This window comes from Pantoea sp. ACRSC (assembly GCF_022346785.1).
Lineage (GTDB): Bacteria > Pseudomonadota > Gammaproteobacteria > Enterobacterales > Enterobacteriaceae > Pantoea > Pantoea alvi.
Genome location: NZ_JAKRNN010000007.1, coordinates 70,866 through 95,468 on the forward strand (window position 1 = coordinate 70,866; position 24,603 = coordinate 95,468).

At 58.8% G+C, this 24,603-nt stretch carries 18 protein-coding genes; 9 read left to right on the top strand and 9 right to left on the bottom strand.

The features are described 5' to 3' along the window. Nucleotides 1-104: 104 nt before the first annotated feature. From MHZ97_RS09300 to apbE, 3 genes are all read right to left on the bottom strand, one after another. A complete protein-coding gene (locus MHZ97_RS09300) occupies nucleotides 105-1,775 on the bottom strand; it encodes a multidrug ABC transporter permease/ATP-binding protein (protein ID WP_239314403.1) in 1,671 nt (556 codons plus the stop codon). Between the two features lie 84 nt (nucleotides 1,776-1,859). Further along, nucleotides 1,860-2,501 (bottom strand): DNA oxidative demethylase AlkB, encoded by a 642-nt coding sequence (gene alkB / locus MHZ97_RS09305; protein ID WP_103794134.1) that lies wholly within the window; start codon nucleotides 2,499-2,501, stop codon nucleotides 1,860-1,862. Nucleotides 2,502-2,518: 17 nt separating this feature from the next. Further along, nucleotides 2,519-3,550, bottom strand: coding sequence for an FAD:protein FMN transferase ApbE (apbE, locus tag MHZ97_RS09310; protein ID WP_103794135.1), 1,032 nt, complete (start codon nucleotides 3,548-3,550; stop codon nucleotides 2,519-2,521). A 375-nt stretch (nucleotides 3,551-3,925) separates the two neighbouring features. Here apbE and MHZ97_RS09320 point away from each other — a divergent pair, with 375 nt between their 5' ends. Next, nucleotides 3,926-4,075, top strand: a complete 150-nt coding sequence (locus MHZ97_RS09320; RefSeq protein WP_239314402.1) for a hypothetical protein — start codon at nucleotides 3,926-3,928, stop codon at nucleotides 4,073-4,075. Here the strand turns inward: MHZ97_RS09320 and MHZ97_RS09325 are convergent, their stop codons facing one another. Beyond that, nucleotides 4,076-4,531: a nuclear transport factor 2 family protein gene (locus MHZ97_RS09325; protein WP_199187280.1), complete on the bottom strand. Its 456-nt coding sequence runs from the start codon at nucleotides 4,529-4,531 to the stop codon at nucleotides 4,076-4,078. Between the two features lie 95 nt (nucleotides 4,532-4,626). On the opposite strand from MHZ97_RS09325, the gene MHZ97_RS09330 reads away from it, so the two are divergent. Further along, nucleotides 4,627-5,190: a TetR/AcrR family transcriptional regulator gene (locus MHZ97_RS09330; protein ID WP_103794136.1), complete on the top strand. Its 564-nt coding sequence runs from the start codon at nucleotides 4,627-4,629 to the stop codon at nucleotides 5,188-5,190. Nucleotides 5,191-5,215: 25 nt separating this feature from the next. On the opposite strand, the gene ompC is transcribed toward MHZ97_RS09330, so the two are convergent. Further along, nucleotides 5,216-6,328, bottom strand: a complete 1,113-nt coding sequence (gene ompC, locus MHZ97_RS09335) for a porin OmpC (RefSeq protein WP_239314401.1) — start codon at nucleotides 6,326-6,328, stop codon at nucleotides 5,216-5,218. 921 nt (nucleotides 6,329-7,249) lie between these two features. Here ompC and MHZ97_RS09340 point away from each other — a divergent pair. From MHZ97_RS09340 to rcsB, 3 genes are read left to right on the top strand one after another with little or no spacing between them, the layout of a single operon-like run. Then, nucleotides 7,250-8,404, top strand: coding sequence for an MFS transporter (locus MHZ97_RS09340; RefSeq protein WP_239314400.1), 1,155 nt, complete (start codon nucleotides 7,250-7,252; stop codon nucleotides 8,402-8,404). 23 nt (nucleotides 8,405-8,427) lie between these two features. After that, nucleotides 8,428-11,082 carry a phosphotransferase RcsD gene (gene rcsD / locus MHZ97_RS09345; RefSeq protein WP_103794441.1) on the top strand — a complete coding sequence of 885 codons (2,655 nt, stop codon included), beginning with the start codon at nucleotides 8,428-8,430 and terminating at the stop codon, nucleotides 11,080-11,082. 1 nt (nucleotide 11,083) lies between these two features. Continuing rightward, nucleotides 11,084-11,734, top strand: coding sequence for a response regulator transcription factor RcsB (gene rcsB / locus MHZ97_RS09350; protein ID WP_033750421.1), 651 nt, complete (start codon nucleotides 11,084-11,086; stop codon nucleotides 11,732-11,734). A 62-nt stretch (nucleotides 11,735-11,796) separates the two neighbouring features. On the opposite strand, the gene rcsC is transcribed toward rcsB, so the two are convergent. Together rcsC and gyrA are read right to left on the bottom strand one after the other, a co-directional pair. Further along, nucleotides 11,797-14,649, bottom strand: a complete 2,853-nt coding sequence (rcsC, locus tag MHZ97_RS09355) for a two-component system sensor histidine kinase RcsC (RefSeq protein WP_239314399.1) — start codon at nucleotides 14,647-14,649, stop codon at nucleotides 11,797-11,799. A gap of 192 nt (nucleotides 14,650-14,841) precedes the next feature. Next, nucleotides 14,842-17,481, bottom strand: a complete 2,640-nt coding sequence (gyrA, locus tag MHZ97_RS09360) for a DNA topoisomerase (ATP-hydrolyzing) subunit A (protein ID WP_103794139.1) — start codon at nucleotides 17,479-17,481, stop codon at nucleotides 14,842-14,844. 177 nt (nucleotides 17,482-17,658) lie between these two features. Here gyrA and ubiG point away from each other — a divergent pair, with 177 nt between their 5' ends. From ubiG to yfaE, 4 genes are all read left to right on the top strand, one after another. Beyond that, a complete protein-coding gene (ubiG, locus tag MHZ97_RS09365; RefSeq protein WP_103794140.1) occupies nucleotides 17,659-18,387 on the top strand; it encodes a bifunctional 2-polyprenyl-6-hydroxyphenol methylase/3-demethylubiquinol 3-O-methyltransferase UbiG in 729 nt (242 codons plus the stop codon). Between the two features lie 394 nt (nucleotides 18,388-18,781). Continuing rightward, nucleotides 18,782-21,067, top strand: a complete 2,286-nt coding sequence (nrdA, locus tag MHZ97_RS09370; RefSeq protein ID WP_103794141.1) for a class 1a ribonucleoside-diphosphate reductase subunit alpha — start codon at nucleotides 18,782-18,784, stop codon at nucleotides 21,065-21,067. A 78-nt stretch (nucleotides 21,068-21,145) separates the two neighbouring features. Beyond that, the gene (gene nrdB, locus MHZ97_RS09375) at nucleotides 21,146-22,276 is read left to right on the top strand and encodes a class Ia ribonucleoside-diphosphate reductase subunit beta (RefSeq protein ID WP_103794142.1); all 1,131 of its coding nucleotides are present in this window, start codon (nucleotides 21,146-21,148) and stop codon (nucleotides 22,274-22,276) included. 2 nt (nucleotides 22,277-22,278) lie between these two features. Then, on the top strand, nucleotides 22,279-22,539 hold the full coding sequence (gene yfaE, locus MHZ97_RS09380; protein WP_081140402.1) for a class I ribonucleotide reductase maintenance protein YfaE: 261 nt from the start codon (nucleotides 22,279-22,281) through the stop codon (nucleotides 22,537-22,539). 187 nt (nucleotides 22,540-22,726) lie between these two features. On the opposite strand, the gene MHZ97_RS09385 is transcribed toward yfaE, so the two are convergent. Both MHZ97_RS09385 and elaB read right to left on the bottom strand, forming a co-directional pair. Next, on the bottom strand, nucleotides 22,727-23,923 hold the full coding sequence (locus MHZ97_RS09385) for a nicotinamide mononucleotide deamidase-related protein YfaY (protein ID WP_239314398.1): 1,197 nt from the start codon (nucleotides 23,921-23,923) through the stop codon (nucleotides 22,727-22,729). Nucleotides 23,924-24,101: 178 nt separating this feature from the next. Continuing rightward, the gene (gene elaB / locus MHZ97_RS09390; RefSeq protein ID WP_103794144.1) at nucleotides 24,102-24,413 is read right to left on the bottom strand and encodes a stress response protein ElaB; all 312 of its coding nucleotides are present in this window, start codon (nucleotides 24,411-24,413) and stop codon (nucleotides 24,102-24,104) included. Between the last annotated feature and the right edge of the window lie 190 nt (nucleotides 24,414-24,603).

The following is a 24,603-nucleotide window of genomic DNA, read 5'->3' on the forward strand; positions in this document are numbered from 1 at the left end:
ACAAACACAAGACGACAGAAAATATTCCAGGGAGGCAAAAACCGCTGTTTTTGCCGGGGTCAGCTTACCGCCTGCCGTGGGCGCTATGCCACTAACCCTTTCCGCTAAGCTTTCTCATCCTGCTGATAAAGCGCATCGGTGCGCTGCACCGCATCCAGCGTCGCCATCTCGCGCTCGCGTCCGGTCAGCTCGCTGAGTTTGCCTTCGCGCATCTCCAGCAGGCGATCGGCATGCATAAAGTAGTGGTCGTCATGGCTGATGGCGAACACGGTTTTGCCTGACGCCTGCAGCCAGGGCAGCAGCTCGCGATAGAAGACGCGCCGGAAATGGGGATCCTGATCCGCCGCCCACTCATCCAGCAGCAGCACGTCGCGCTCTTCCGCCGCCGCCAGCAGCAGCGCTACCCGCTTGCTCTGCCCTTTCGACAGCTGCAGGTTAAGGATTTTATTGCCTTCGATTTTCAGCTTGTCCTGCATTTTCAGGCGCTCAAGCCAGGCCTGCACCAGTTTAGGACTGGCGGGCGCGCCCTCGCGCCCAATCAGCCGATCGAACAGATGCACGTCGGTAAACACCGCGGAGAAGTGCTTACGCCAGCGATCGCGATCCTCCGCGCCGATAGGCTTGCCATCCAGCAGCAGCGTGCCGCTGAGCGGTTGATAGAGCCCGGTCAGCAGCATCGCCAGCGTCGACTTGCCGCTGCCGTTGCCGCCGATCAGAAATATCAGCTCGCCGCGCCGCAGCGTCAGGTTAATCGGCCCGACTTCAAAGCCGTTTTGTCCGTAGTGGAAGCGGACATCGCGCAGTTCCAGCGTGCGCCACGCCGCCAGCGGCGGCAGCGTATGGAAGCCCTCCTGATAGGGCGCCAGATCGAAGGCGTTCAGCTTGCGAAACGCCACCTGGGCGCTGAGCAGCGTCGGCAGCGCGCCGACCGCCGACAGCAGCGGCGTACGCAGGAACAGCAGCGTCAGCGAGAAGGTGGCCGCCACCGCGGTATTGGCCCAGCCCAGGCTGTTGGCCATGAAAAACACCATGCCAATAGCGCCGAGCGTCATAATATTCGACCAGTTTACCGCGCTGAGATGGTAGGTATCGGCGCGCACGATATGGTGACGGTAGGCGTTCGCATCTTCCTGATAAACGGTTTCGTAGATCAGCTGGGCGCGCTCGCGGTTGAGATGCAGCTCTTTACGCCCTTCCGTCACCGTCTGAAAATCGCGATAAAGGTCATCTTCGACCTCGCGCAGTTTCGCCATATGACGATAAACGCGCGACACCAGCAGCCAGCCGCCCACCAGCGTGACCGCCATCCACAGGCTGGAGACCATCAGCATTTTCGGCGAGAGCCAGGCGAGATAAAGCGCGCAGCCCAGGGTGATAATAATGCCCTGTATCAGCTCCGGCAGACGCACGAAGGCGATGGTGATCGCGCGGATATCGCTGGTCAGCCCGGCGAGCAGCTGCGCGTTGCCGATCTGCTCCAGCCGCTCGACGCGGGTATCCAGAATACGCTTGATAAATTCGCCGCGCAGACGCCAGACAAACTGGTGTCCCAGCAGCGTCAGCGCCAGCTGGGCGGCGAGCGTTACCGCCATCAGCAGCACCAGCTGTAGCAAAAAGCCAGGCAGCACCGAGAAAGAGGTATTGATGGCCGAGATCATTTCGCTGTTGATATAGGCGATCATGGCGATGCCGAGCGCGGCGCTGAGCAGCGTCAGCAGGATCACGCCAATGAAAGGCCAGCGAAACTGGCGAAAAACAACCTTAAGCAACGCCATAAAAAAGTCCAGCAGTCAGGAAAGCAGCCAGCAGTTTAAAGCGATGCGGAATGATAGCAATAGTTATTCGCAATCGCGCCGCGCTCAGAAGGCGCGGCGAAAGGTCAGGTTGTAGCGGAACGCCCCGGTCAGCGGGTGAACGCCGGGCTTGAGCGGTAATATGCCGTGATAGCGCAGGCGCGACGGCCCGCCCCACACCACGACGTCGCCATGCTCCAGCAGCACGCGCTGGGTGGCGTCACCGCGCGCGAAGCCGCCGAACTGAAACACCGCCGGCAGCCCCAGCGACACCGAGACGATGGGATGGCGCAGATCGCGCTCATCTTTGTCCTGATGCAGCGTCAGCTTGGCGCCTGGCTCGTAGCGGTTGATCAGACAGGCGTCGGGATTGAACTGCGGGAAGCCCGCCTCGCGCGCGCAGTCAAGCGCCAGCTGGCGAAACAGCGGCGGCATCGGCGGCCACTTGCGGCCGTTCTCCGCGTCCTGCTCGGTGTACTGATAGCCGCGCGAGTCGCTCGACCAGCCGAAGTCGCCGCAGTTGGTCATCGCCACCGACATGCGGTGGCCGCCCGGCGTAATGCGATGGTGGAATGGATTCTGCTGCGCCACCGCCAGCAGCGCCTCCATCAGCGCCGGCGCCGAATCGCGCGCGCGGCGACGCAGGATCACCGCCCCTTCTGCCAGCGGCTCCTGCCACGGCGCGTCTTCACTAAACAGATCAAGCATGATTTCCCCTTGCGCCGCTACTTGCCGTCGATAAGAAAGGCTTTGAACTGCGGCGACATCCAGCTGACGAATTTATCGCCCTCTTTACTAATAAGATAGACCGCCAGCTGCTGCTGCAGCGCCAGCGCTTTCGCCTTTTCGCTGCCCAGCACCATCAGGCCGGTGTCCCAGCCGTCTGCTTCCAGCGCCGTGGTGGCGATCACCGTGGCGGAGACCAGCTTATGCTCGATGGGACGGCCGGTCGCCGGATCGATGACGTGCGAAATGCGTTTGCCGTCCAGTTCATAATAGTTGCGATAGCTGCCGGATGTGCTGATGCCGTGCCCCTGCAGGTCAACGCGCGCCTGTACCGCGTTCTCGCTGTCGGTGGGTTTCTGGATCGCCACGCGCCAGCCCTGGCCCTGCGCATTCTCTCCGCGGCTCAATACCGCCCCGCCGACCGAAACCAGATAGTTGGCGATTCCTTCGCGCTCCATCAGGCGCGCCAGGTGATCGGTGGCGTAGCCTTCGCCCATGGTGGAGAGATCGACATAGAGCCCCGGCAGATCTTTCTGCAGCCACTGCCCTTCCACCGTCTGTACCACGCGCAGGTGCTGGAGCCCGGTTTGCGCCTTCGCCGCAGCGATCTCCGCCTCCGTCGGGCGGTGCGCTGGCTGTTTCGCCGGGCCGAAGCCCCAGAGATTCACCAGCGGCCCCACGGTGATGTCCATCGCGCCGCCGGTTTTGGCGCCGATACGCAGCGCTTCGGTAACGATATCGGCCATATCGGCGCTAATCGGCTGCGGCGCATCGCCCTGATAGCGGTTAAAGCGCGACAGCACGGAATCCTCTTTCCAGGTCGACAGCGTCCGATCGTCCGCGTCAAGCTGTCGCTGGATCGCCTGCTGTAGCGCCGCTTTGCGCGCCGCGTCGACGCCCGCCAGCGAAACCCGCCACACCGTGCCCATGGTTTTGCCTTCCAGCACCATCCCCTGCTGCGAACTTTTGCTGTCGCAGGCGCTCAGGGCGCCGAGCGCCGCTGTCATTAGCAGAATATTCCAGTATCGCATTCTTCTCTCATCTGTAACGCTATATTCCAGCCTGAAACAAAGCATAAGTCGTTAGTAAAGTAGTCAAAAGCGGCTTGTAAACCCGCCCTGCCTGACCCAGGCTCTGGCAGGCTACCGGCTGATAACAGGAGGCCCCATGATCTATCTGATTCTCGCGTTCGCAGGCGGACTATTTATTTTCAGTATTGTTAAGCTGCTGCAACAGCGGCGCCAAAAACGGCTCGCCTGGGGCGCGGCGCGTCAGCGTTGAGCAGCAGTGCACCAAAATGCTGCGGCAGTGTAGCAAACCAGGCGGGAAATCCGTGGCTGTGAGAGCGATCGAACTGGCATGAATGCTGCACGGTTTAGACCGGGTTTATTTCCGGGAGGTGCAGCATGCGTAAATCATCGTCTACGTTTGGCCAGTGGCAGCAGTGGCTGAGTTTTTCCGCGTTTACCCTGGCGGGGGTGGGATTTGAAGGCAGCGCCCCGCCGTCGCCAAAGGCGAAGCCCGCGGCAAGCCGCAGGCGGACGCTGCAGTCGTAATTACATACCCAGTTCACTCAGCCCCGGATGATCGTCCGGGCGTCTGCCGAGTGGCCAGTGAAAGCGTCGTTCGCTGGCCGCTATCGGCAGGTCGTTAATGCAGGCGAACCGCTCAATCATCAGGCCGTCAGCGCCGAAGCGCCAGTTCTCATTGCCGTAACTGCGGAACCAGTTGCCGCTGTCATCATGCCATTCATAGGCAAAGCGCACCGCCAGGCGGTCGTTGTGCCACGCCCATAGCTCTTTGATTAACCGATAATCCAGCTCTCTGGCCCACTTGCGGCTGAGAAACGCCACCACTGCGTCACGGCCCTGCACGCTTTCGCTGCGGTTGCGCCAGCGCGTGTCGGGAGTGTAAACCAGCGACACCCGCTGCGGATCGCGGCTGTTCCAGGCATCTTCCGCCAGACGGGCTTTTTCGGTGGCGCTCTGTTGGTTAAAGGGAGGAAGCAGCATAGTGATCTCCTGAGTAGGTAGACAGGATTGTCTACTTGCAATACTCTGCTGCATGTAGACAATTCTGTCTACTAAAAAAATTCAGAGGTCTGACTATGCTCGCTCCGCTTGTTTTTGATGCTGGCGCTTCCGCCCGCGACCGTATCCTGACCGCAGCGCAGCAACTCTTCTACCAGCAGGGCATCCGCGCCACCGGCGTCGATCGCGTGATCGCGGAGGCGGGCGTGACCAAAGTGACCTTCTACCGCCACTTCCCGGCGAAAAATCAGCTGATCGCGGCGGCGCTGGAGCAGCGCCACCAGCGCTGGATGCAGGGGTTTCAGCAGGCGCTGGCGCAAAATACGCCGCTGCGGGACGCCCTGCCGGCCGCGCTGAAAAGCTGGTTTAGCGAAGCGGACTTTCGCGGCTGCGCCTTTATTAACGCCAGCGCGGAGCTGGGCGAGAGCCTGCCTGAAGTGGGCGCGCTGATTCGGCGCCATAAGCAAGAGATGGCGGACGCCATAGCCCTCAGGCTGGCGCAGGCGGAACGCGGCAAAACCGGACAGATTATGTTACTGGCGGAAGGCGCCATCGTGCGGGCGCAGCGGGGAGAAGAGGCGGAAGCGGTAACGGCGGATCTGGCTGCCGCGCTGGCGGCGATTCTGCAAACGGGAGCGTAGCCCGCAGGCTACGCTCCTTAGCGGTTTAGAACTGATAAACCAGACCCAGCGCCACGGTATCGTCGGTGTTGATGCCGGCCGCGTCGGTGAAGTCGTTGTCGTCCATCAGGTTGATCTGGTAATCAACGTAGGTGGACATGTTTTTGTTGAAGTAGTAGGTCGCGCCCACATCAACATACTTTTTCAGGTTCTGTTTGCCCCAGTTCTGAATGTCGGTGCCGCGTGAGGTCACGAACGCCAGAGAGGGACGCAGGCCGAAGTCGAACTGATACTGCGCCACCAGCTCCCAGTTATCCGCCTTGTCGGCGAAACCGTAGATAGCGTCATCCGTCGAACCGAAGCGGGTCGCGTTGTAGGAACGGCTGTACATCGCCGCCAGGTAGATATTGTTGGCGTCATATTTCAGACCGCCGGTGTAGACTTCCGCCTTGTCGCCGCGGCCCAGGATGCCCGGCGCTGCGCCGTTCTGGTTGTTGGTGCGGTCAGACTGGAACATGGCGGCACCGATGCCCAGGCCAGAGCCGAGATCGTAAGTGGTGCTCAGGCCCCAGCCGTCGCCGTTCTCGCCCAGCACGTCGCGCCCTGTGGTTTCACGGCTCGGGTTGTCGTTTTTGCCCTGATACTGAACGGCGAAGTTCAAGCCGTCCACCAGGCCAAAGAAATTAGAGTTGCGGTAGGTCGCCAGGCCATTGCTGCGCTGGAACATAAAGTTGTCCGCGCCATAGGTGTCGCCGCCAAATTCCGGCAGCACGTCGGTCCATGCGCCGATGTCGTATGCTACGCCGTAGTTACGGCCGTAGTCGAATGAGCCCGCATCGCCGAACTTGATACCCGCGAAGCCAACGCGCGTGTAGCTTTTCGCGGTGCCTTCGCTTTCCGCCGTGTTCAGTGCCGCCTGATATTCCCACTGGCCGTAACCGGTTAGCTGGTCGGAAATCTGGGTTTCGCCTTTGAAACCGAAACGCAGGTAAGACTGATCGCCGTCATTACCGTCGTTATCTGAGAAATAGTGCAGACCGTCGACTTTGCCGAACAGGTCTAATTTGTTGCCGTCTTTGTTGTAGATTTCCGCTGCGCTTGCAGAACCCGCTGCGACCAGCAGCGCAGGGATCATCAGGGAGAGAACGCGACGTTTCATTTTATTGCCCTCTGTTATATGCCTTATTTTTGCCACTGCGAGCTGAACGCTTAAAAATTCAGCCGGCACGCCATTGTTATTTTATAAAGGGCAATAAGCCATCACGAAAATGCTACGAAATTTCCAAATCTGTTTCATAATGCGAAATAGTTATTTCCAGGTGTAAATTTTGCGGAACTAATAACCAGCACATATCGATAAAAATTATCGCACAAAATATCAAACCAATTTTAACACCATTAATTTCAAACAGTTATGATTGATTTTATCTGAGCACTGAATGACAAAACATATGCGTCATCTGAGAATACAATAGATCCCGCTATCATCATTTATTTCATTATTACCTTCATTCACCCCGAATGAGATGTTTACCCTAATTCCCGCCGGACTGTTAAGTCCGGCATTTTTTTGCCCAAAACCTGCCCCTTGCGCTCCCCGATAGTAAAGTTAATTAACGCGCTGAAAATAACATCACCGCTTATGGGCATTTATTGCTAATAACCGCACGCGTTGTTAATTAATTCGCTGAATATTGTCCGTGTTAATTTATCACCGTAATAAAGTTTTATCATACCTCTGCGCCTGCCTTATTCATTTTCGTTGCGCCGCCCGGCAGGATATATAGCCAACAGGCGCACAGAATATCATCGACTTAATGCCGCAGAGAGCAAGCGCCGGGTCAGGCCAGCGATGTTTCAGGCGGGTTAACCGCGTAGCGCGCCGGCCTGCAAAGCAGCATGAAGGCTATCAGCCTGTCGCGAGAGGCCAGGAAAGTTCTGGAAAAGTTTAGCGTCAGGCTAAAAGTCGTTAAAATGGCGGCTTTCACGCCGGCTTATCGCCGCCCTGCCCTTTCGGGTAGCGCATGCGGCTGCGGCTTTGATGCTACACTTCGTCGCTTTGACACTCACGAATATGACTATGACCGCACTGGACGCTGCACCACCCAGGAAACTTCACAACCGTGTCAGTCTGGGGACACGCCTCGTTTTTCTTATTGCCGGTCTTGGCATGTCCACCTGGGCGCCGCTGGTGCCGTTCGCCAGCCAGCGGCTGGCGCTGAGCGGCGCATCGCTGGGTGCGCTGCTGCTCTGCCTGGGCATGGGTTCGCTGGCGGCGATGCCGGTTACCGGCGCGCTGGTAGGCCGCTTCGGCTGCCGTCGCGTTATCTTCGGCTCGACGCTGGTAACGCTGGCGACGCTGCCGCTGCTGGCGACGCTGGCGACCACAGGAAGCATGGCTGCGACGCTGATAATTTTCGGTGCCGGGCTGGGCATGCTCGACGTGGCGATGAACGTGCAGGCGGTCGAGGTAGAAAAAGCGGCCAGCAAGCCGATGATGTCCGGTTTCCACGGCTTCTTTAGCCTCGGCGGCATTCTGGGCGCGGGCGCAGTCAGCCTGCTGCTCAGCGTCGGCCTGTCGCCGCTGGCGTCGGTGGCGCTGGTACTGCTTCTGATGGCGCTGCTGCTGGCGGCGAGTCTGCCAACGCTGATGCGCGAGCGCCTGCATCAGCCCGATCAGCCCTGGCTGGTGATGCCGCGCGGCTTTGTCGCCTTTCTCGGTCTGCTCTGCTTTATTCTGTTTCTCGCCGAAGGGGCGGTGCTCGACTGGGGCGCGCTGCTGCTGCTGCAGAGCCCTGAGATGTCGACCGCGCACGCCGGGCTTGGCTATGCGGTCTTTTCGGTGGCGATGACCATCGGCCGTCTGACCGGCGATCGGATCATTGACCGTTTCGGCCGTTTCCCGGTGATGCTGACGGGCGCGCTGACCGCGTCGGCTGGTCTGGCGCTGGCGGTTTACCTGCCCTGGCCGCAGATGGCGCTGCTCGCTTTTCTGCTGGTGGGCTTCGGTTTATCCAATACGGTGCCGATGTTATTCAATGCTGTCGGGAATCAACGGGATATGCCCTCGAATCTGGGGATTTCCGCCATGACAATGCTGGGATATGCGGGTATTCTCTCAGGTCCGGCCTTAATCGGATTTATTTCTCAATGGCTGAGCCTCAGCGGTGCCTTTCTGCTTATCGCGCTGCTGCTGCTGGCTGTGGCCGCCAGTGCCCGACTGGTTGCGCGATGATTTCAGGTGCCTGACACGCTATGTTGCCCTTTAAGTTTCCAGTGACATCCGGCAATGTCACCCGCTTTTTTGTGATTTTCAATCTGGTGCTGCTGCTGGCGCTGGGCTTTATGGTTCACAACTCGGTCAACACCTGGCTGACCGAGAAACGCTATGCCATGGCCGATCTGGCGCGCGCGACGCAAAAGCGTATCGACGCCTATCGCTTCGCCACCTGGCAAATTTATGAAAATCTCGCCACCAGCGCGGCGGGAAGCTCGCCGAACAGCAGCCTGCAGGAGACGCGGCTGCGTCCTGACGTCTACTATCTGGAAAAAACCCGGCGCAAAACCGAAGCGCTGATCTTTGGCTCGCACGACAGCAGCACGCTCGATATGACCATGCGCATGTCGAGCTACCTGGATACCCTGTGGGGCGCGGAAAATCCGACCTGGTCGATGTATTTTCTCAACGGTCAGGACAACAGCCTGATTATGATCTCCACGCTGCCGCTGAAGGATATGGCGACGCGCTATAAAGAGAGCGCCATCAGTTCGCTGGTGGATGGCCGTCGCGCCGAAATGCTGCAGCAGGCCAATGCGCTGGACGAGCGGGAAAGCTTCTCGCCGCTGCGCCACTTCGCCTTTCAGAACGACCACTACTTTACGCTGCGCACCACCTTTAATCAGCCGGGCCATCTGGCAACGGTGGTCGCCTTCGATCTGCCGATCAACGACCTGACGCCGCAGAACATGCCGATCGAAAACTTCCAGCTGCGTCAGGACGCTGCGCTGCCTGCTGCTAACGATCAGACAGAGGGCGAAAGCACGCAGATCGCGATGGTCAATCCTGACCTGGAGATTGCCGCCACCCTGCCGAGCACGCCGCTGCAGCTGGTCTATCGCGTGCCGATCACCAGCCTGATGATCGATACGCTGCATAATTTGCTCTGGCCGCTGCTGGTTAACCTGCTGCTGTTTCTGCTCTCCTTTACCGGAATGACGCTGCTGCGCCAGCAGTCGCTGCGCCCGAGCGAGAACCAGAGCGCGGAGCTTGACTCGCTGCGCGTGCTGAATGAAGAGATTGTCGCCAGCCTGCCGGTCGGCCTGCTGGTGTATGACTTCGCCAGCAACCGCACCATTCTCAGCAATAAGATTGCAGAACATCTTTTGCCGCACCTTAACCTGCAAAAAATTATTAATATGTCCGACCAGCATCAGGGCGTGCTGCAGGCGACCATCAACAATGAAGTGTATGAGATCCGCCACGCGCGCAGCGTGCTGTCGCCCCATACCCAGCTGTTTTTGATGCGCGATCAGGATCGCGAGCTGCTGGTGAATAAAAAGCTGCAGAAAGCGCAGCAGGTGCTGGATCGCAACCATCAGATGCGTCAGCAGCTGCTGCAAAATCTGGGTCACGCCCTTAACCGTCCGCTGGAGAAGGTGGTGGCGCAGCTGGTGCAGCTAAGCCAGCGCGACGAAGATGAAACCGTGCTCGACCTGCTGGACGAAAGTCAGGGCCTGGCGCGGCTGGTGGACGATATCGTGCTGCTTAACCGCCTTGAGGCGCACGACTGGTCGCCAGACGCCAGCGTTTTCAACCTGCAGGAGCTGCTGGACGAGATCGCCCTGGAAAGCCTGCCGCTGATGCGCCGCAAGGGGCTGTCGCTGGTGGTGAACAACCTGCAGCCTAATGACGAGCAGCGCTTTGGCGACCGCCGCGCGCTGCGTAAGGTGCTCGCCACGCTGATGCACTATGCGCTGACCACCACGCGCTGGGGCAAGATCTCCCTGACGGTAAGCGCCGACGAGGCGCGGCCGGAGCGTCTGCTGATTGAGCTGGTGGATACCGGCGCGGGTCTGACCGTCGATGAGCTGGCCAACGCCGACTTCCCGTTCCTCGGCGAAACCAGCCAGGATCGCTACGGTCAGGCCTCCGGCATGGCCTTTTTCCTCTGCAAGCAGCTCTGCAAGCAGATGGGCGGCAGCCTGGAGATTATCGCCAAAGCCGATATCGGCACGCGCTACAGCATTCAGCTTCCGCTGGCGGTAGAGCCGCGGCCGGAAGAGGAAGAGGAGAAGCTGCTGGACGGCGTGACGGCGCTTATGGAGATCGAGGTAGAGGATGTCTATAAAATCGTCTGCCGCCATCTGGAGAACTGGGGCGCACGCTGCCTGTCGCCCGAAGAGCGGCTGTCAGGCCAGGAACATGACGTGCTGGTGACCGACGACCCCAACAAGCTAAGCGGCTGGGCGCTGCTGCTGGCGGAGGATGAGCTGGGTCACCACGCGCTTAACGATCGGCAATACCGGGTCAACTTCAATCTCAGCAACGCGCTACAGGATGCGCTGCTGGCACTGATTGAACAACAGCTGGCCCATGATTCCATGGATGAGATTACAGAAGACGAGGAACTGACCCCGCTGCTCAGCGGCGGCTACTTCCAGCTGTTTACCGAGACAGTACCGCCTGATGTAAAGAGACTGTATACTGAGTCGGCGGAAAAGGACTACGCCATGCTTGCTCAGACAGCGCATCGCCTGAAAGGCGTGTTTGCCATGCTTAACCTGACGCCAGGCAAACAGCTTTGTGAAGAGTTGGAACTGCACATCAAAGCATGTGACGATTCAAACATTACAAATACCACCAGTGACATCGACGCTTACGTCAATGAACTGCTGCAGCAAGGTAACCAATAAGATGAATAACTTAAATGTAATTATTGCCGATGACCATCCAATTGTTCTTTTCGGTATCCGAAAATCTCTGGAACAAATTGAGTGGGTCAACGTTGTAGGTGAGTTCGAAGACTCAACAGCACTGATTAACAGCCTGTCAAAGCTTGACGCCAACGTCCTGATCACCGATCTCTCCATGCCCGGCGAGAAATATGGCGACGGCATCACGCTGATCAAATATATCAAACGTCACTATCCGGACCTGTCGATTATTGTTCTCACCATGAACAACAACCCGGCAATCCTGAGCGCCGTGCTGGATCTCGATATCGAAGGTATCGTGCTGAAACAGGGCGCGCCGACCGATCTGCCAAAAGCACTGGCCGCGCTGCAAAAAGGCAAGAAGTACACGCCGGAAAGCGTAGCGAAGCTGCTGGAGAAGATCAGCGCCGGCGGCTATGGCGACAAACGCCTGTCGCCGAAAGAGAGCGAAGTGCTGCGCCTGTTCGCTGAAGGCTTCCTGGTGACGGAGATCGCCAAGAAACTGAACCGCAGCATCAAAACCATCAGCAGCCAGAAGAAATCGGCGATGATGAAGCTGGGCGTAGATAACGATATCGCCCTGCTGAACTACCTCTCCTCCGTCAGCGCAACCCAGATCGACAAAGACTAACGCGTTGTACAGACGGCGCTCAGGCGCCGTCTGGTTTTCTGCCTCAGCATACTGACCTCTCCCTACCCTTCCCGCGCTTTTCTCACCCGCTCCGCGTAGACCGCCAGCGTAGTTTTCAGCACGTCCAGCGTAACCGGCTTCGACAGGCAGTTATCCATGCCGGCTTCCATACAGCGCTGCTTCTCTTCCGCCAGCGCGTTGGCGGTGACGCCGATGACCGGGAAAACGTGGCCGAGCCGGCGCAGCCGCTGCGTCAGCCGGTAGCCATCCATATTCGGCATATTAACGTCGCTCAGCACAATGTCGATTTCGCTGCGGCTGATAACGTTGAGCGCGTCGACGCCGTCCTGGGCGGTTTTAACCTGATAGCCCAGGGTGCCGAGCTGCTCCGACAGCAGCATGCGGTTAATAGGATGATCGTCAACAATCAGGATCATAATGTCATCGTTGCCGATGACCTCTTCCGCTGGCGCAGAGAGCGCGAGGTTGGTCGCCGTGTCGCTCTGAATGGCGATGCGGTAGATGCGCGCCAGCAGGCTCGGCAGCTCGTGCGGCGTCGCCGTGCTGTGCAGCCAGCGTCCCGGCGCGATTTCGCGCGGCATATCGATATGGGCGCCGCTAAAGATAATTACCGCGCGCAGCGTCGTCTCCCCTTCCGGCTCATAGTCGGTGATCAGCACGTCGTCGCTGCCGCCTTTGCCGTTATAGGGCAGGATGGCGATGCCCTGCTGCTGCAGGTCGCGCTCGATAAAGCTGGCGAGATAGTCGTTGCGCATATCGATCCACAGGGTTTTTTCGTGCAGCCCGTCGAGCAGCGGCACCGCAGGATGCTGGCCGTTATAGATCGGAATACGCACGATAAACTGGCTGCCCATGCCAGGCTCGGAGTCCACTTCGATATCGCCGTCCATCATATTGGTCAGCTTTTCGCAGATGGCCAGGCCCAGGCCGGTGCCCTGGAAGTTGCGCTGCACGCCGTTGCCCACCTGGAAGAAAGGATCGAACAGCCGCGTAACCTCTTTGCCGGGAATGCCGACGCCGGTATCGCGAATGCGGAACGCCAGATAGCCCTCTTTCACATAGGCGTGCAGGATAATGCAGCCGGTATGGGTGAATTTGATGGCATTGTTAAGCAGGTTGGAGATCACCTGCTGCAGCCGCAGCGGATCGCCATCCAGCGCCAGCGGCACGTCATGCTCGATAAAGCAGTAGAGCGTCAGCCGCTTTTTCATCACCAGCGAGAGGTAGTTGCCGGCGATATGGCTAAGGACTTCGCGCGGCGAGAAGGGACGCGGCTCAATCTTCAGCTGCTCCGACTCAATCTTGGAGAAGTCGAGAATGTCGCTGATGATCTTCAGCAGCAGGCTCGATGAGTTATTCATCGCCGTCACCAGCGAATCGACCTCTTTTGGCAGCTGCTTGGTCTGCAGCAGATCGAGGTTGCCGATAATGCCGTAGAGCGGCGTGCGCAGCTCGTGGCTGACGGTGGCGAGGAACATCGACTTCGACTGGCTCGCCTGCTCCGCCGCCTGCGCCATCTCCTGCAGCGACTGCTCCATGCGCACGCGCGCGGAGACGTCCACCAGCACGCAGATCGCCACGTTTTCGTTGCGGTAGCGCGAGTGAACGAAGCTGATCTGCAGGTTGGTGTTGCTGCCGGTCAGCACGTCAACAAAGTTAACCTGCTGGGTACCGATAATTTCATTGAGCCGCTGGCGATCTTCCTGCGTCAGCAGCGTCAGATAGTTGTGCGCCAGCTCGTTGCTGAGGATATTGGTGCCGTCGCGGGTGCGCAGAATGCAGATGCCCACCGGCGCCGAGGCGACGATTTTGCGGTTGAACTGCTCATGCTCCTCCAGCCGGTGCGCATTCTCTTCAGCCGGCAGGAACATCCGGCGCTCAAACAGCCAGGCCAGGGTGAAGAGCACAATCGCGCTGAGCAGGTTGAGCAGCAGCGCGTTGATAATCATCAGTTTGAGCTGATCGACCAGCACCCGGGTCGACACCGACCACACCACGTTTAAATCAGAGGGCGGTAAGGGCTTTTTCAGCACCAGCTGGCGATAGCCGTCGAGGTAGCCAAACCAGCTGGGGTCGTCCGACAGATCGTTAAGCGAGAAGCCGACGCCGCCGCGGCGCGACGTCAGCAGCGGACGGTAATTCTCATCGACGATGGTGGCCACCACCGGCAGGCTGCCGGGCTGAATAAACTCGTCCAGCCGGATATTTTGCTCGACGCCCAGCAGCGCCTGCAGCTTATTGGCGACATAAACCGGCACCATCATATAAAAGGTGCCGACGCCGGGCTGCGCGCTGGCGTTGACCCAGTAGATGGGATTGCGGCGCTCTTCGTCGTTGCCGTTGCGGTAGCGTAACACCCGCTCGCGCAGCATCTTGAGGCTGCGTTCGCGATCCACATTGCCGCTGCCGATGGTGAAGTCCGCCAGACACTGGCTTTCGCCGCCGATAAAAAAGACGCGGTTCAGCTCGTAGGTAGAGGCGAAGTTGCTTTTCCAGTAGTTGATGTAGTAGCTGAGGGAGTCGAGCGAGTTGCGCCAGGTGTTGCTCATTGAGGAGCAGTCGCCGTCGGAGAAGAGCGGCGTAAACTGCGGCAGCGTCGACTTGCCCGGCAGCACGCCGTTGATCATATCGAGGCCGCTGCTGGCGCTGGTCAGGCGGTTTTCAGTGATGTACTTCAGCTCGCGCATCACGTCGGCGGAGTGACGCACATACCATTCTGCCTGGCCGTAGTTGCTGGCGAACTCTTGCCGCACGCTGGTCTCTTTTTCATGCAGCACGCTGATGATAAAGAACGTGGTCAGCACCGCGCCCAGCGTCCAGAGCAGCAGCGCCAGCGCACGGAACAGGTAGCGCGAGATGCGCAGCGTGGTTCGGAAAGAGACCAGATATTTCAAGGGAAACTCACTACGGCAAGGTTAATAACGGGCTGGCTTCAGAATGCTCATTACACTAGCTTTATCAGGGAAGAAAAGCCAGTCGGCATCTGCGTTTAAGGTGCTGCGCCACAAAAAGCAACGGCAGGTCGGGTCGCCCTTTCCTGCCGTAAAATTCAGTGCCGCCTTCCCTGGCGGCGTAAGCGCGAAGCGTTACTCTTCTTCGTCCGCTTCCGGCGCGTCGTCGTCAGTTTCCGCTTCCGGCGCGATATCGTCCTCGCCTTCCGCTACGCTGCCGTCGATGGCGTCGAGCTCTTCCTCTTCCACCGGTTCAGCTACGCGCTGCAGACCCACAACGTTCTCATCTTCCGCGGTGCGGATCAGGATAACGCCCTGGGTGTTACGGCCGACGATGCTGACCTCAGAGACGCGGGTACGCACCAGGGTGCCGGCATCGGTGATCATCATAATCTGATCGCTGTCGACCACCTGCACCGCGCCAATCACCGGACCGTTACGTTCGGTGACCTTGATGGAGATAACGCCCTGGGTGGCGCGCGAACGGGTCGGGTACTCGCTAATCGCGGTACGCTTGCCGTAGCCGTTTTGCGTCACGGTAAGAATGGCGCCCTCTTCGCGCGGCACAATCAGCGAGACCACGCGATCCCCTTCCGCCAGCTTGATGCCGCGCACGCCCGAGGCGGTACGGCCCATGGCGCGAACGGCGCTCTCTGCGAAGCGCACAACTTTACCGCCGGCAGAAAAGAGCATCGCCTCGTCGTTGCCGTTGGTCAGCGCCACGCCGATCAGCTCGTCATCTTCGCGCAGGTTAACCGCGATGATGCCCGCGCTGCGCGGACGACTGAACTCCTGCAGCGCCGTTTTCTTCACGGTGCCGCTGGCGGTCGCCATAAAGATGTTGAAGCCTTCGGTATATTCGCGCACCGGCAGGATCGCGGTGATGCGTTCGTCAGGCTGCAGCGGCAGCAGGTTGACGATCGGACGACCGCGCGCCCCGCGGCTCGCTTCCGGCAGCTGGTAGACCTTCATCCAGTAGAGACGGCCACGGCTGGAGAAGCAGAGGATGGTGTCGTGGGTGTTGGCCACCAGCAGACGATCGATGAAGTCCTCATCTTTCGTGCGCGCGGCCGACTTGCCTTTGCCACCGCGACGCTGCGCTTCATAGTCAGAGAGCGGCTGATATTTCACATAGCCCTGATGCGACAGCGTGACCACCACATCCTGCTGGTTGATCAGATCTTCAATGTTGATGTCAGCGCTGTTGGCGGTGATCTCGGTGCGGCGTTCGTCACCGAACTGGTCGCGCATGGCGATCAGCTCTTCACGGATCACTTCCATCAGACGTTCAGCGTTCATCAGGATATTAAGCAGCTCGGCGATCTGCTCCAGCAGCTCTTTGTACTCGTCGAGCAGTTTTTCATGCTCAAGTCCGGTGAGCTTCTGCAGACGTAAGTCGAGGATCGCCTGCGCCTGCTGTTCGGTCAGGTAGTAGCGACCGTCGCGGATGCCGAACTCGTCGTCCAGCCACTCCGGACGCGCGGCGTCATCGCCCGCGCGCTCCAGCATGGCGGCAACGTTGCCCAGATCCCACGCCTGCGCGATCAGGCCCGCTTTCGCTTCGGCCGGGTTCGGCGCACGGCGGATCAGCTCGATAATCGGATCGATGTTGGCCAGCGCGATCGCCAGACCTTCAAGGATATGCGCACGGTCGCGCGCTTTACGCAGTTCGAAAATCGTGCGGCGCGTCACTACTTCGCGACGATGACGGACAAAGGCTTCAAGGATCTCCTTCAGCGTCATGATCTTCGGCTGGCCCTGATGCAGCGCCACCATGTTGATACCGAACGAGACCTGCAGCTGCGTCAGCGAGTAGAGGTTGTTGAGCACCACTTCGCCGACCGCATCGCGCTTCACTTCGATCACGATGCGCATGCCGTCTTTATCCGACTCGTCGCGCAGCGCGCTGATGCCTTCAACGCGCTTCTCTTTCACCAGCTCAGCAATTTTCTCAATCAGGCGCGCTTTGTTCACCTGATAGGGAATTTCATGCACCACGATGGTTTCACGGCCGGTTTTCGCATCGGTTTCCACTTCGCCGCGCGCGCGGATATAGATCTTGCCGCGCCCGGTGCGATACGCCTCTTCAATGCCGCGACGGCCGTTGATGATGGCGGCGGTCGGGAAATCGGGCCCAGGAATGTGCTCCATCAATCCTTCGACGCTGATATCTTCGTCGTCGATATAGGCGAGGCAGCCGTTGATCACTTCCGTGAGGTTGTGCGGCGGAATATTGGTCGCCATCCCTACCGCGATGCCGGAGGAGCCGTTCACCAGCAGGTTAGGGATTTTGGTCGGCAGCACTTCAGGGATCTGCTCGGTGCCGTCATAGTTCGGCACGAAGTCGACGGTCTCTTTTTCCAGGTCTGCCAGTAGATCGTGTGCGATACGCGACATGCGCACTTCGGTATAACGCATCGCCGCGGCGGAGTCGCCGTCGACGGAACCGAAGTTGCCCTGTCCGTCCACCAGCATGTAACGCAGGGAGAAAGGCTGAGCCATGCGGACGATGGTGTCGTAAACGGCGGAATCCCCGTGCGGGTGATATTTACCGATAACGTCACCGACCACACGGGCGGATTTCTTATAGGGTTTGTTCCAGTCGTTACCCAGTTCGCTCATCGCGTAGAGCACGCGGCGGTGGACCGGCTTCAGGCCGTCACGAACATCGGGTAAGGCTCGGCCAACGATGACCGACATGGCGTAATCGAGATAGGAGCTTTTTAACTCTTCTTCGATATTGACCGGTGTTATTTCTCTTGCAAGGTCGCTCATGGAGCCGCATTCCCTCTACATATGCCCGGATTTTAAAGGTGCGAAAGTATATCACACACCAGCCCGCTGGTGAACGTTAACCACCGTTTTCACGCGCTTTTCGTCGCGCCGGAAAGGTGCCCCCGAAAGCAATAAGCGTTTATACTCAGTCAACATTTTTTCTGGAGTAATGATTCAATGAATGCACAACCGCAGGAAACGCAGCCCAACGTCGATGCGCAGGAAATCGCTAAGTTTGAGGCGGTAGCCTCGCGCTGGTGGGATCTGGAGGGCGAATTCAAGCCTCTGCACCGCATCAACCCGCTGCGACTGGGCTTTATCGCGCAGCACAGCAACGGTCTGTTCGGCAAAAAAGTGCTGGACGTCGGCTGCGGCGGGGGCATCCTGGCGGAAAGCATGGCGCGCGAAGGCGCAGAGGTCACCGGTCTCGATATGGGTGCCGAGCCGCTGCAGGTGGCGCGCCTGCACGCGCTGGAACAGGGGGTGACGCTCGACTACGTGCAGCAGACGGTGGAAGATCACGCCGAGGCGTTTGCCGGCCAGTATGACGTGGTGACCTGTATGGAGATGCTGGAGCACGTCCCCGATCCGCGTTCAGTGGTACACGCCTGCGCGCGTCTGGTGAAGCCAGGCGGCGAAGTGTTCTTCTCAACTATCAACCGCAACCCGAAAGCCTGGCTGATGGCGGTGTTCGGCGCGGAATATGTGCTGCGCATGGTGCCGCGCGGCACCCACGACGTGAAGAAGTTTATCCGCCCTTCTGAACTGCTGGGCTGGGTCGACGAAACCCCGCTGCGCGAGCAGCATATTACCGGCCTGCACTACAACCCGCTGACCAACAAGTTTCGCCTCGGCCGCGGCGTCGACGTGAACTATATGGTGCACACCCGCCACGTTAAAAAGTAACCCGCCGGCGCGCAAGGCGATTGCGCGCCTGCTCTCTCCCCGTCACGCTTTTTCACTCTCTGCCGCTTCGTCGCTAGACGGTTGTCGGGAAAAAACACAGCGATGTGCGAAAAATCAGCGGTCGATCAAAATCTCGAATTTTTTACTCTGGCAGTTGACACGCCATCGGGCCTTATAAGTCGCGGGGTTAAGAAATTTCCCACAAAACGCAAGCCCCATAGCCATCATTTTTCTGTCTTGTTATCTGGCCACAGGTCACTAGAATAACCTCCATATTGTTACTCATTCTCTTCCAACCCCCAACATATAGTGTTTATCCACAGAATTATTCACATTGAATAACCCTGTGAATAAACAGGGGACTCTTTTTCACTTACGGATGGTATAACGCGACATGAATCAAAGTCTGCTCGTTACTAAACGCGATGGCCGCCAGGAACGCATTGATCTCGATAAAATTCACCGGGTACTCGACTGGGCCGCTGAAGGGCTGAATAACGTCTCTGTCTCCCAGGTTGAACTGCGCTCCCATATCCAGTTCTACGATGGCATCAGAACCTCTGACATTCATGAAACCATCATCAAGGCCGCAGCAGACCTGATCTCACGCGACGCGCCGGACTATCAATATCTGGCTGCCCGCCTGGCGATCTTCCACCTGCGTAAAAAAGCGTACGGTCAGTTCGAGCCGCCGAAGCTGTACGATCAGGTCGTGCGCATGGTGGAGATGGGTAAATATGACCCTCACCTGCTGCAAGACTACACGGTTGAAGAGTTTGAGCAGATGGACGGCTTTATCGACCACTGGCGCGATATGAACTTCTCCTACGCGGCGGTCAAGCAGCTGGAAGGCAAATATCTGGCGCAGAACCGCGTCACCGGCGATATCTATGAGAGCGCGCAGTTCCTCTATATCCTGGTCGCTGCCTGCCTCTTCTCCGGCTACCCGCGCGACACGCGTATGGACTATATCAAACGCTTCTACGACGCGATTTCGACCTTTAAAATTTCGCTGCCGACGCCGATCATGTCCGGCGTGCGCACCCCGACGCGCCAGTTCAGCTCCTGCGTGCTGATCGAGTGCGGCGACAGCCTCGACTCCATCAACGCCACCTCCAGCGCCATCGTGAAGTATGTTTCCCAGCGTGCCGGTATCGGCATCAACGCCGGCCGCATTCGCGCGCTGGGCAGCCCGATCCGCGGCGGTGAAGCGTTCCATACCGGCTGTATTCCGTTCTACAAGCACTTCCAGACCGCGGTGAAATCCTGCTCGCAGGGCGGCGTTCGCGGCGGCGCGGCGACGCTGTTCTACCCGATGTGGCATCTGGAAGTGGAAAGCCTGCTGGTGCTGAAAAACAACCGCGGCGTTGAAGGCAACCGCGTGCGTCACATGGACTACGGCGTGCAGATCAACAAGCTGATGTATCAGCGTCTGCTGAAGGGCGAAGAGATTACCCTGTTCAGCCCGTCCGACGTGCCTGGCCTCTACGACGCGTTCTTCGCCGATCAGGAAGAGTTTGAGCGCCTCTACACCAAATATGAGCAGGACAGCAGCATCCGCAAGCAGCGGGTGAAAGCGGTCGATCTCTTCTCGCTGATGATGCAGGAGCGCGCCTCTACCGGCCGTATCTACATTCAGAACGTCGACCACTGCAACACCCACAGCCCGTTCGACGCCAGCATCGCGCCGGTGCGCCAGTCTAACCTCTGCCTGGAGATTGCGCTGCCGACCAAACCGCTGGAAGACGTCAACGACGAGAACGGCGAAATCGCCCTCTGTACGCTGTCGGCGTTCAACCTCGGCGCCATCGACAGCCTGGACGATCTGGAAGAGCTGGCGACCCTGGCGGTACGCGCGCTCGACGCCCTGCTCGACTATCAGGACTACCCGATTCCGGCCGCCAAACGCGGCGCGATGGGTCGTCGTACCCTGGGCATCGGCGTCATTAACTTCGCTTATTACCTGGCGAAGAACGGCGTGCGCTACTCCGACGGCAGCGCCAACAACCTGACGCACAAAACCTTCGAAGCGATTCAGTACTACCTGCTGAAAGCCTCGAACGAGCTGGCGAAAGAGCAAGGCGCCTGCCCGTGGTTCAACGAAACCACCTATTCGCAGGGCATTATGCCGATCGATACCTATAAAAAGGATCTCGACAGCATCTGCAACGAGCCGCTGCACCTGGACTGGGACAGCCTGCGTGAGTCGATCAAAACCCACGGCCTGCGCAACTCAACGCTCTCTGCGCTGATGCCGTCTGAGACCTCGTCGCAGATCTCCAACGCCACCAACGGCATTGAGCCGCCGCGCGGCCATATCAGCATCAAAGCCTCGAAAGATGGCATTCTGCGCCAGGTGGTGCCGGAGTATGAGCGTCTGAAAGATCAGTACGAGCTGCTGTGGGAAATGCCGTCCAACGACGGTTATCTGCAGCTGGTCGGCGTCATGCAGAAGTTTATCGATCAGGCGATCTCGTCAAACACCAACTACGATCCGTCGCGCTTCGCCAACGGCAAGGTGCCGATGAAGCAGCTGCTGAAAGATCTGCTGACCGCGTATAAGTTCGGCGTGAAAACGCTCTACTATCAAAACACCCGCGACGGTGCGGAAGACGCGCAGGACGATCTGGCGCCGTCTATCCAGGATGACGGTTGCGAAAGCGGCGCCTGTAAGATTTAAGGTTGGGCGGGAGCGCGTCTCCCGCCTGCGTTATTTCACGGGGCCGCGCTGCGCCCCGTCTACATTTGGACAGTTTGTATGGCTTACACTACGTTCTCACAGAATAAAAACGATCAGCTAAAAGAGCCGATGTTCTTTGGTCAGTCCGTCAACGTGGCGCGCTTCGACCAGCAGAAATATGACATTTTCGAAAAGCTGATTGAAAAACAGCTCTCCTTTTTCTGGCGCCCGGAAGAGGTTGACGTCTCGCGCGACCGCATCGACTATCAGGCGCTGCCGGAGCATGAGAAGCACATCTTTATCAGCAACCTGAAATACCAGACCCTGCTCGACTCCATTCAGGGCCGCAGCCCGAACGTCGCGCTACTGCCGCTGATTTCGATCCCCGAGCTGGAAACCTGGGTCGAGACCTGGGCGTTTTCCGAGACTATCCACTCGCGCTCTTACACCCATATCATCCGCAATATCGTCAACGACCCGTCGCTGGTGTTCGATGATATCGTCACCAACGAGCAGATCCTCGCGCGCGCGCAGGATATCTCTAAGTACTACGACGATCTGATCGAGATGACCAACTACTGGCATCTGCTGGGCGAAGGCACTCATCAGGTTAACGGCAAAAGCGTGACCGTGAACCTGCGCGCCCTGAAAAAGCAGCTCTATATCTGCCTGATGAGCGTTAACGCGCTGGAAGCGATTCGCTTCTACGTCAGCTTCGCCTGCTCTTTCGCCTTCGCCGAGCGCGAGCTGATGGAAGGAAACGCGAAAATCATTCGTCTGATTGCGCGCGACGAGGCGCTGCACCTGACCGGCACCCAGCATATGCTGAACCTGATGCGCACCGGTGAAGACGATCCAGAGATGAAAGAGATCGCCGCCGAGTGCCGCGACGAATGTTTTGAGCTGTTCAAGAAGGCGGCCGAGCAGGAGAAAGAGTGGGCGGAATATCTGTTCAGCGGCGGTTCGATGATCGGCCTGAACAAAGACATTCTCTGCCAGTACATTGAGTACATCACCAATATCCGTATGCAGGCCGTGGGTCTGGATCTGCCGTTCCAGACGCGCTCTAACCCGATTCCGTGGATCAACTCCTGGCTGGTGTCGGACAACGTGCAGGTTGCGCCGCAGGAAGTGGAAGTAAGCTCCTATCTGGTGGGTCAGATCGACTCGGAAGTGGGCGAAGACGACTTTAACGACTTCCAGCTGTAACCATGAGCCGTGCCGTTGTTATCCTGCGCAGCTCCGGCCAGCGGCTGGAGTGCGCAGAGCATCACCCTAACCTGCTGACGACGCTGGAAGCGCACAACCTGTGCGTGGAGTTTCAGTGTCGGGAAGGCTACTGCGGCTCCTGCCGCACGCGCCTGCTGAAAGGTGAAGTTCACTATGCCGAAACGCCGCTGGCGTTTGTGCAGCAGGGTGAGATTCTGCCCTGCTGCTGTCTGGCGAAAGGTGAGATTGAAATCGAGCTGTAGCTGGCTTCTTTACTCTCACAGACCACGCAATAGTCAAAACGCGGAAGGCAGGAAGCGAAGAGCAAAGCGTCCCGCGCCAGGGATGGCGCGGGCCGAGCTGGCATGGATGCCGCTTTTTGCGTCTTTGCGATCGCTTCCTGCCTTCCGCGTGGGCTCACGAAGCGACAGACGCCTCCGCTACCCTGTTTTACAGCTTCACCGACTCCAGCACATCAATCCAGCCGTGGCCGGTGCTGACCTCGCTGCCGTGCAGCCAGCGGCGCAGCATATTCATCGCCATCATCGCCACCACCTTCTGCCGCGTCTCCAGATTGTGACGCCCGTGGGTAAACTTCACCCGCTGTCCCCAGCTCGCTTCCGGCGTATGCAGCGCCAGCGACACTTCGCCCTCTTCCAGCGCGCCGGTCGACAGCGCCAGCACCGTGCCCTGGTGCGCCGCCAGCGCCCGCGTGCGCTGTACCTGCTGCTCCAGCCCCTCTGCGTGCGCCGGGAGGATCTCCGCCGCGCTCAGCGGCACCTCAGCCGCCGCCAGCTGCCAGTGCAGCAAGCCCGCGGTGTACTGCTCGCTAAGCGCCAGACGGAAGCCGCGATCCTTTAGCTCTCGCGCCAGCAGCGCCGGTAACCCCTCGGTGCCCTCAAAAATGGTGCACTCCGCCAGCAGCAGGCGCACCTGCTGCCAGACCTGCTCCATCGCCACGCGCTGGCTGGCCGGGCCGGTAAGCTTGATCTCGATAATCGGCATTGATGAGCGATAGCCCATCACTACCCCTTCCGGCAGCGCCAGCGGCTCCAGCTCGGCGGCAATATCGCTCTCGCCGCGGCCGAAGGTAGTAAGACGCAAACAGAGCGGCGGTTCAGGCAGGTCGAACTGCTGTTTAAGGCGCGGCAGAATCTGCTGCTCTGCCATCACCTTGAATTCAGAGGGGACGCCGGGCGTAAAGAAGATCCAGCAGCGATTCAGCCGCAGCGCAAAGCCGCAGGCGGTGCCAACCGGATTATCCAGCATCTCGGCATTGGCGGGGATCTCCGCCTGCTTGCGGTTGCTCGGCGCCATTACGCGGCCGCGGCTGGCGAACCACGCCTCGATATTGTCCAGCCACGCCTGATGCAGCACCAGCTCGACGCCGCTGGCTTTTGCCGCCGCCAGCGCGCTGAGATCGTCGCTGGTCGGCCCGAGGCCGCCGTTAACGATCAGCACATCCGCTATCTGACTGCGCGCCTGCAGTGTCTCCACCAGCGACGACAGGGAGTCGCCAACCGTGGTGCGGCTGGTCATCGGCAGACCGTGCTGAAACAGCAAATCCGCCAGCCAGGCGGCGTTGGTATCGACGATTTGGCCGTGCAGCACCTCATCCCCGGTAGACAGCATCTCGACTCTTATCACGTGTTCATCTCCTTTTGTCCGTCGATCTACTGTAGGAAGCGCGCTGGGTAAACTCAACTCAATAGTGCGCTTTTCGCGTCAGCGGGCAGTCAGCATGGGGAGAAGAACGAAGCGGGGGTAACGCAAAGAGGGAGAAAACAAACGGCGGGAGAGCCCCGCCGTTTTCAGTGGCGACCGATTAGCGACGCGCCAGCAGCAGACCGAGCACCAGACCGGCGGCTGCGCCGATACCGATACCCTGCCAGGGCTTCTCATGCACGTAATCATCGGCGCGGTAAGCGACATTTTTTGCGCGATAGTAGTAGCTGTCGGAGGCCTGGCTGACGCGTGCTTTTACATCTTCCAGCGCCTGCTCCGCTTTGGTTTTCAGCTCGATATATTTCTGATCGGTCGGATCGCCTGACGACTTCAACACCTCTTCCAGCGTCTCGGTCAGCAGCGCCAAATCATCATCCAGATTGGTGTCAAAAGCTTCTGTCTCTTTTACCATCATTTCCTCCGTGTCATTTACAAAGCAGTCTTTTAACTATAGCGGTTAAATCGCCGTTTGCAGGATGGTTTATCCAGGATTCCCCTGAGTTTCCTCTGGCGTGACCTGAGACGAAATTCCTCGGCCTTCTTGATTAATCTGATAAATTTAAGGCGGACTGAATTTTTCACCTGGCCGACTGTCGTACTCT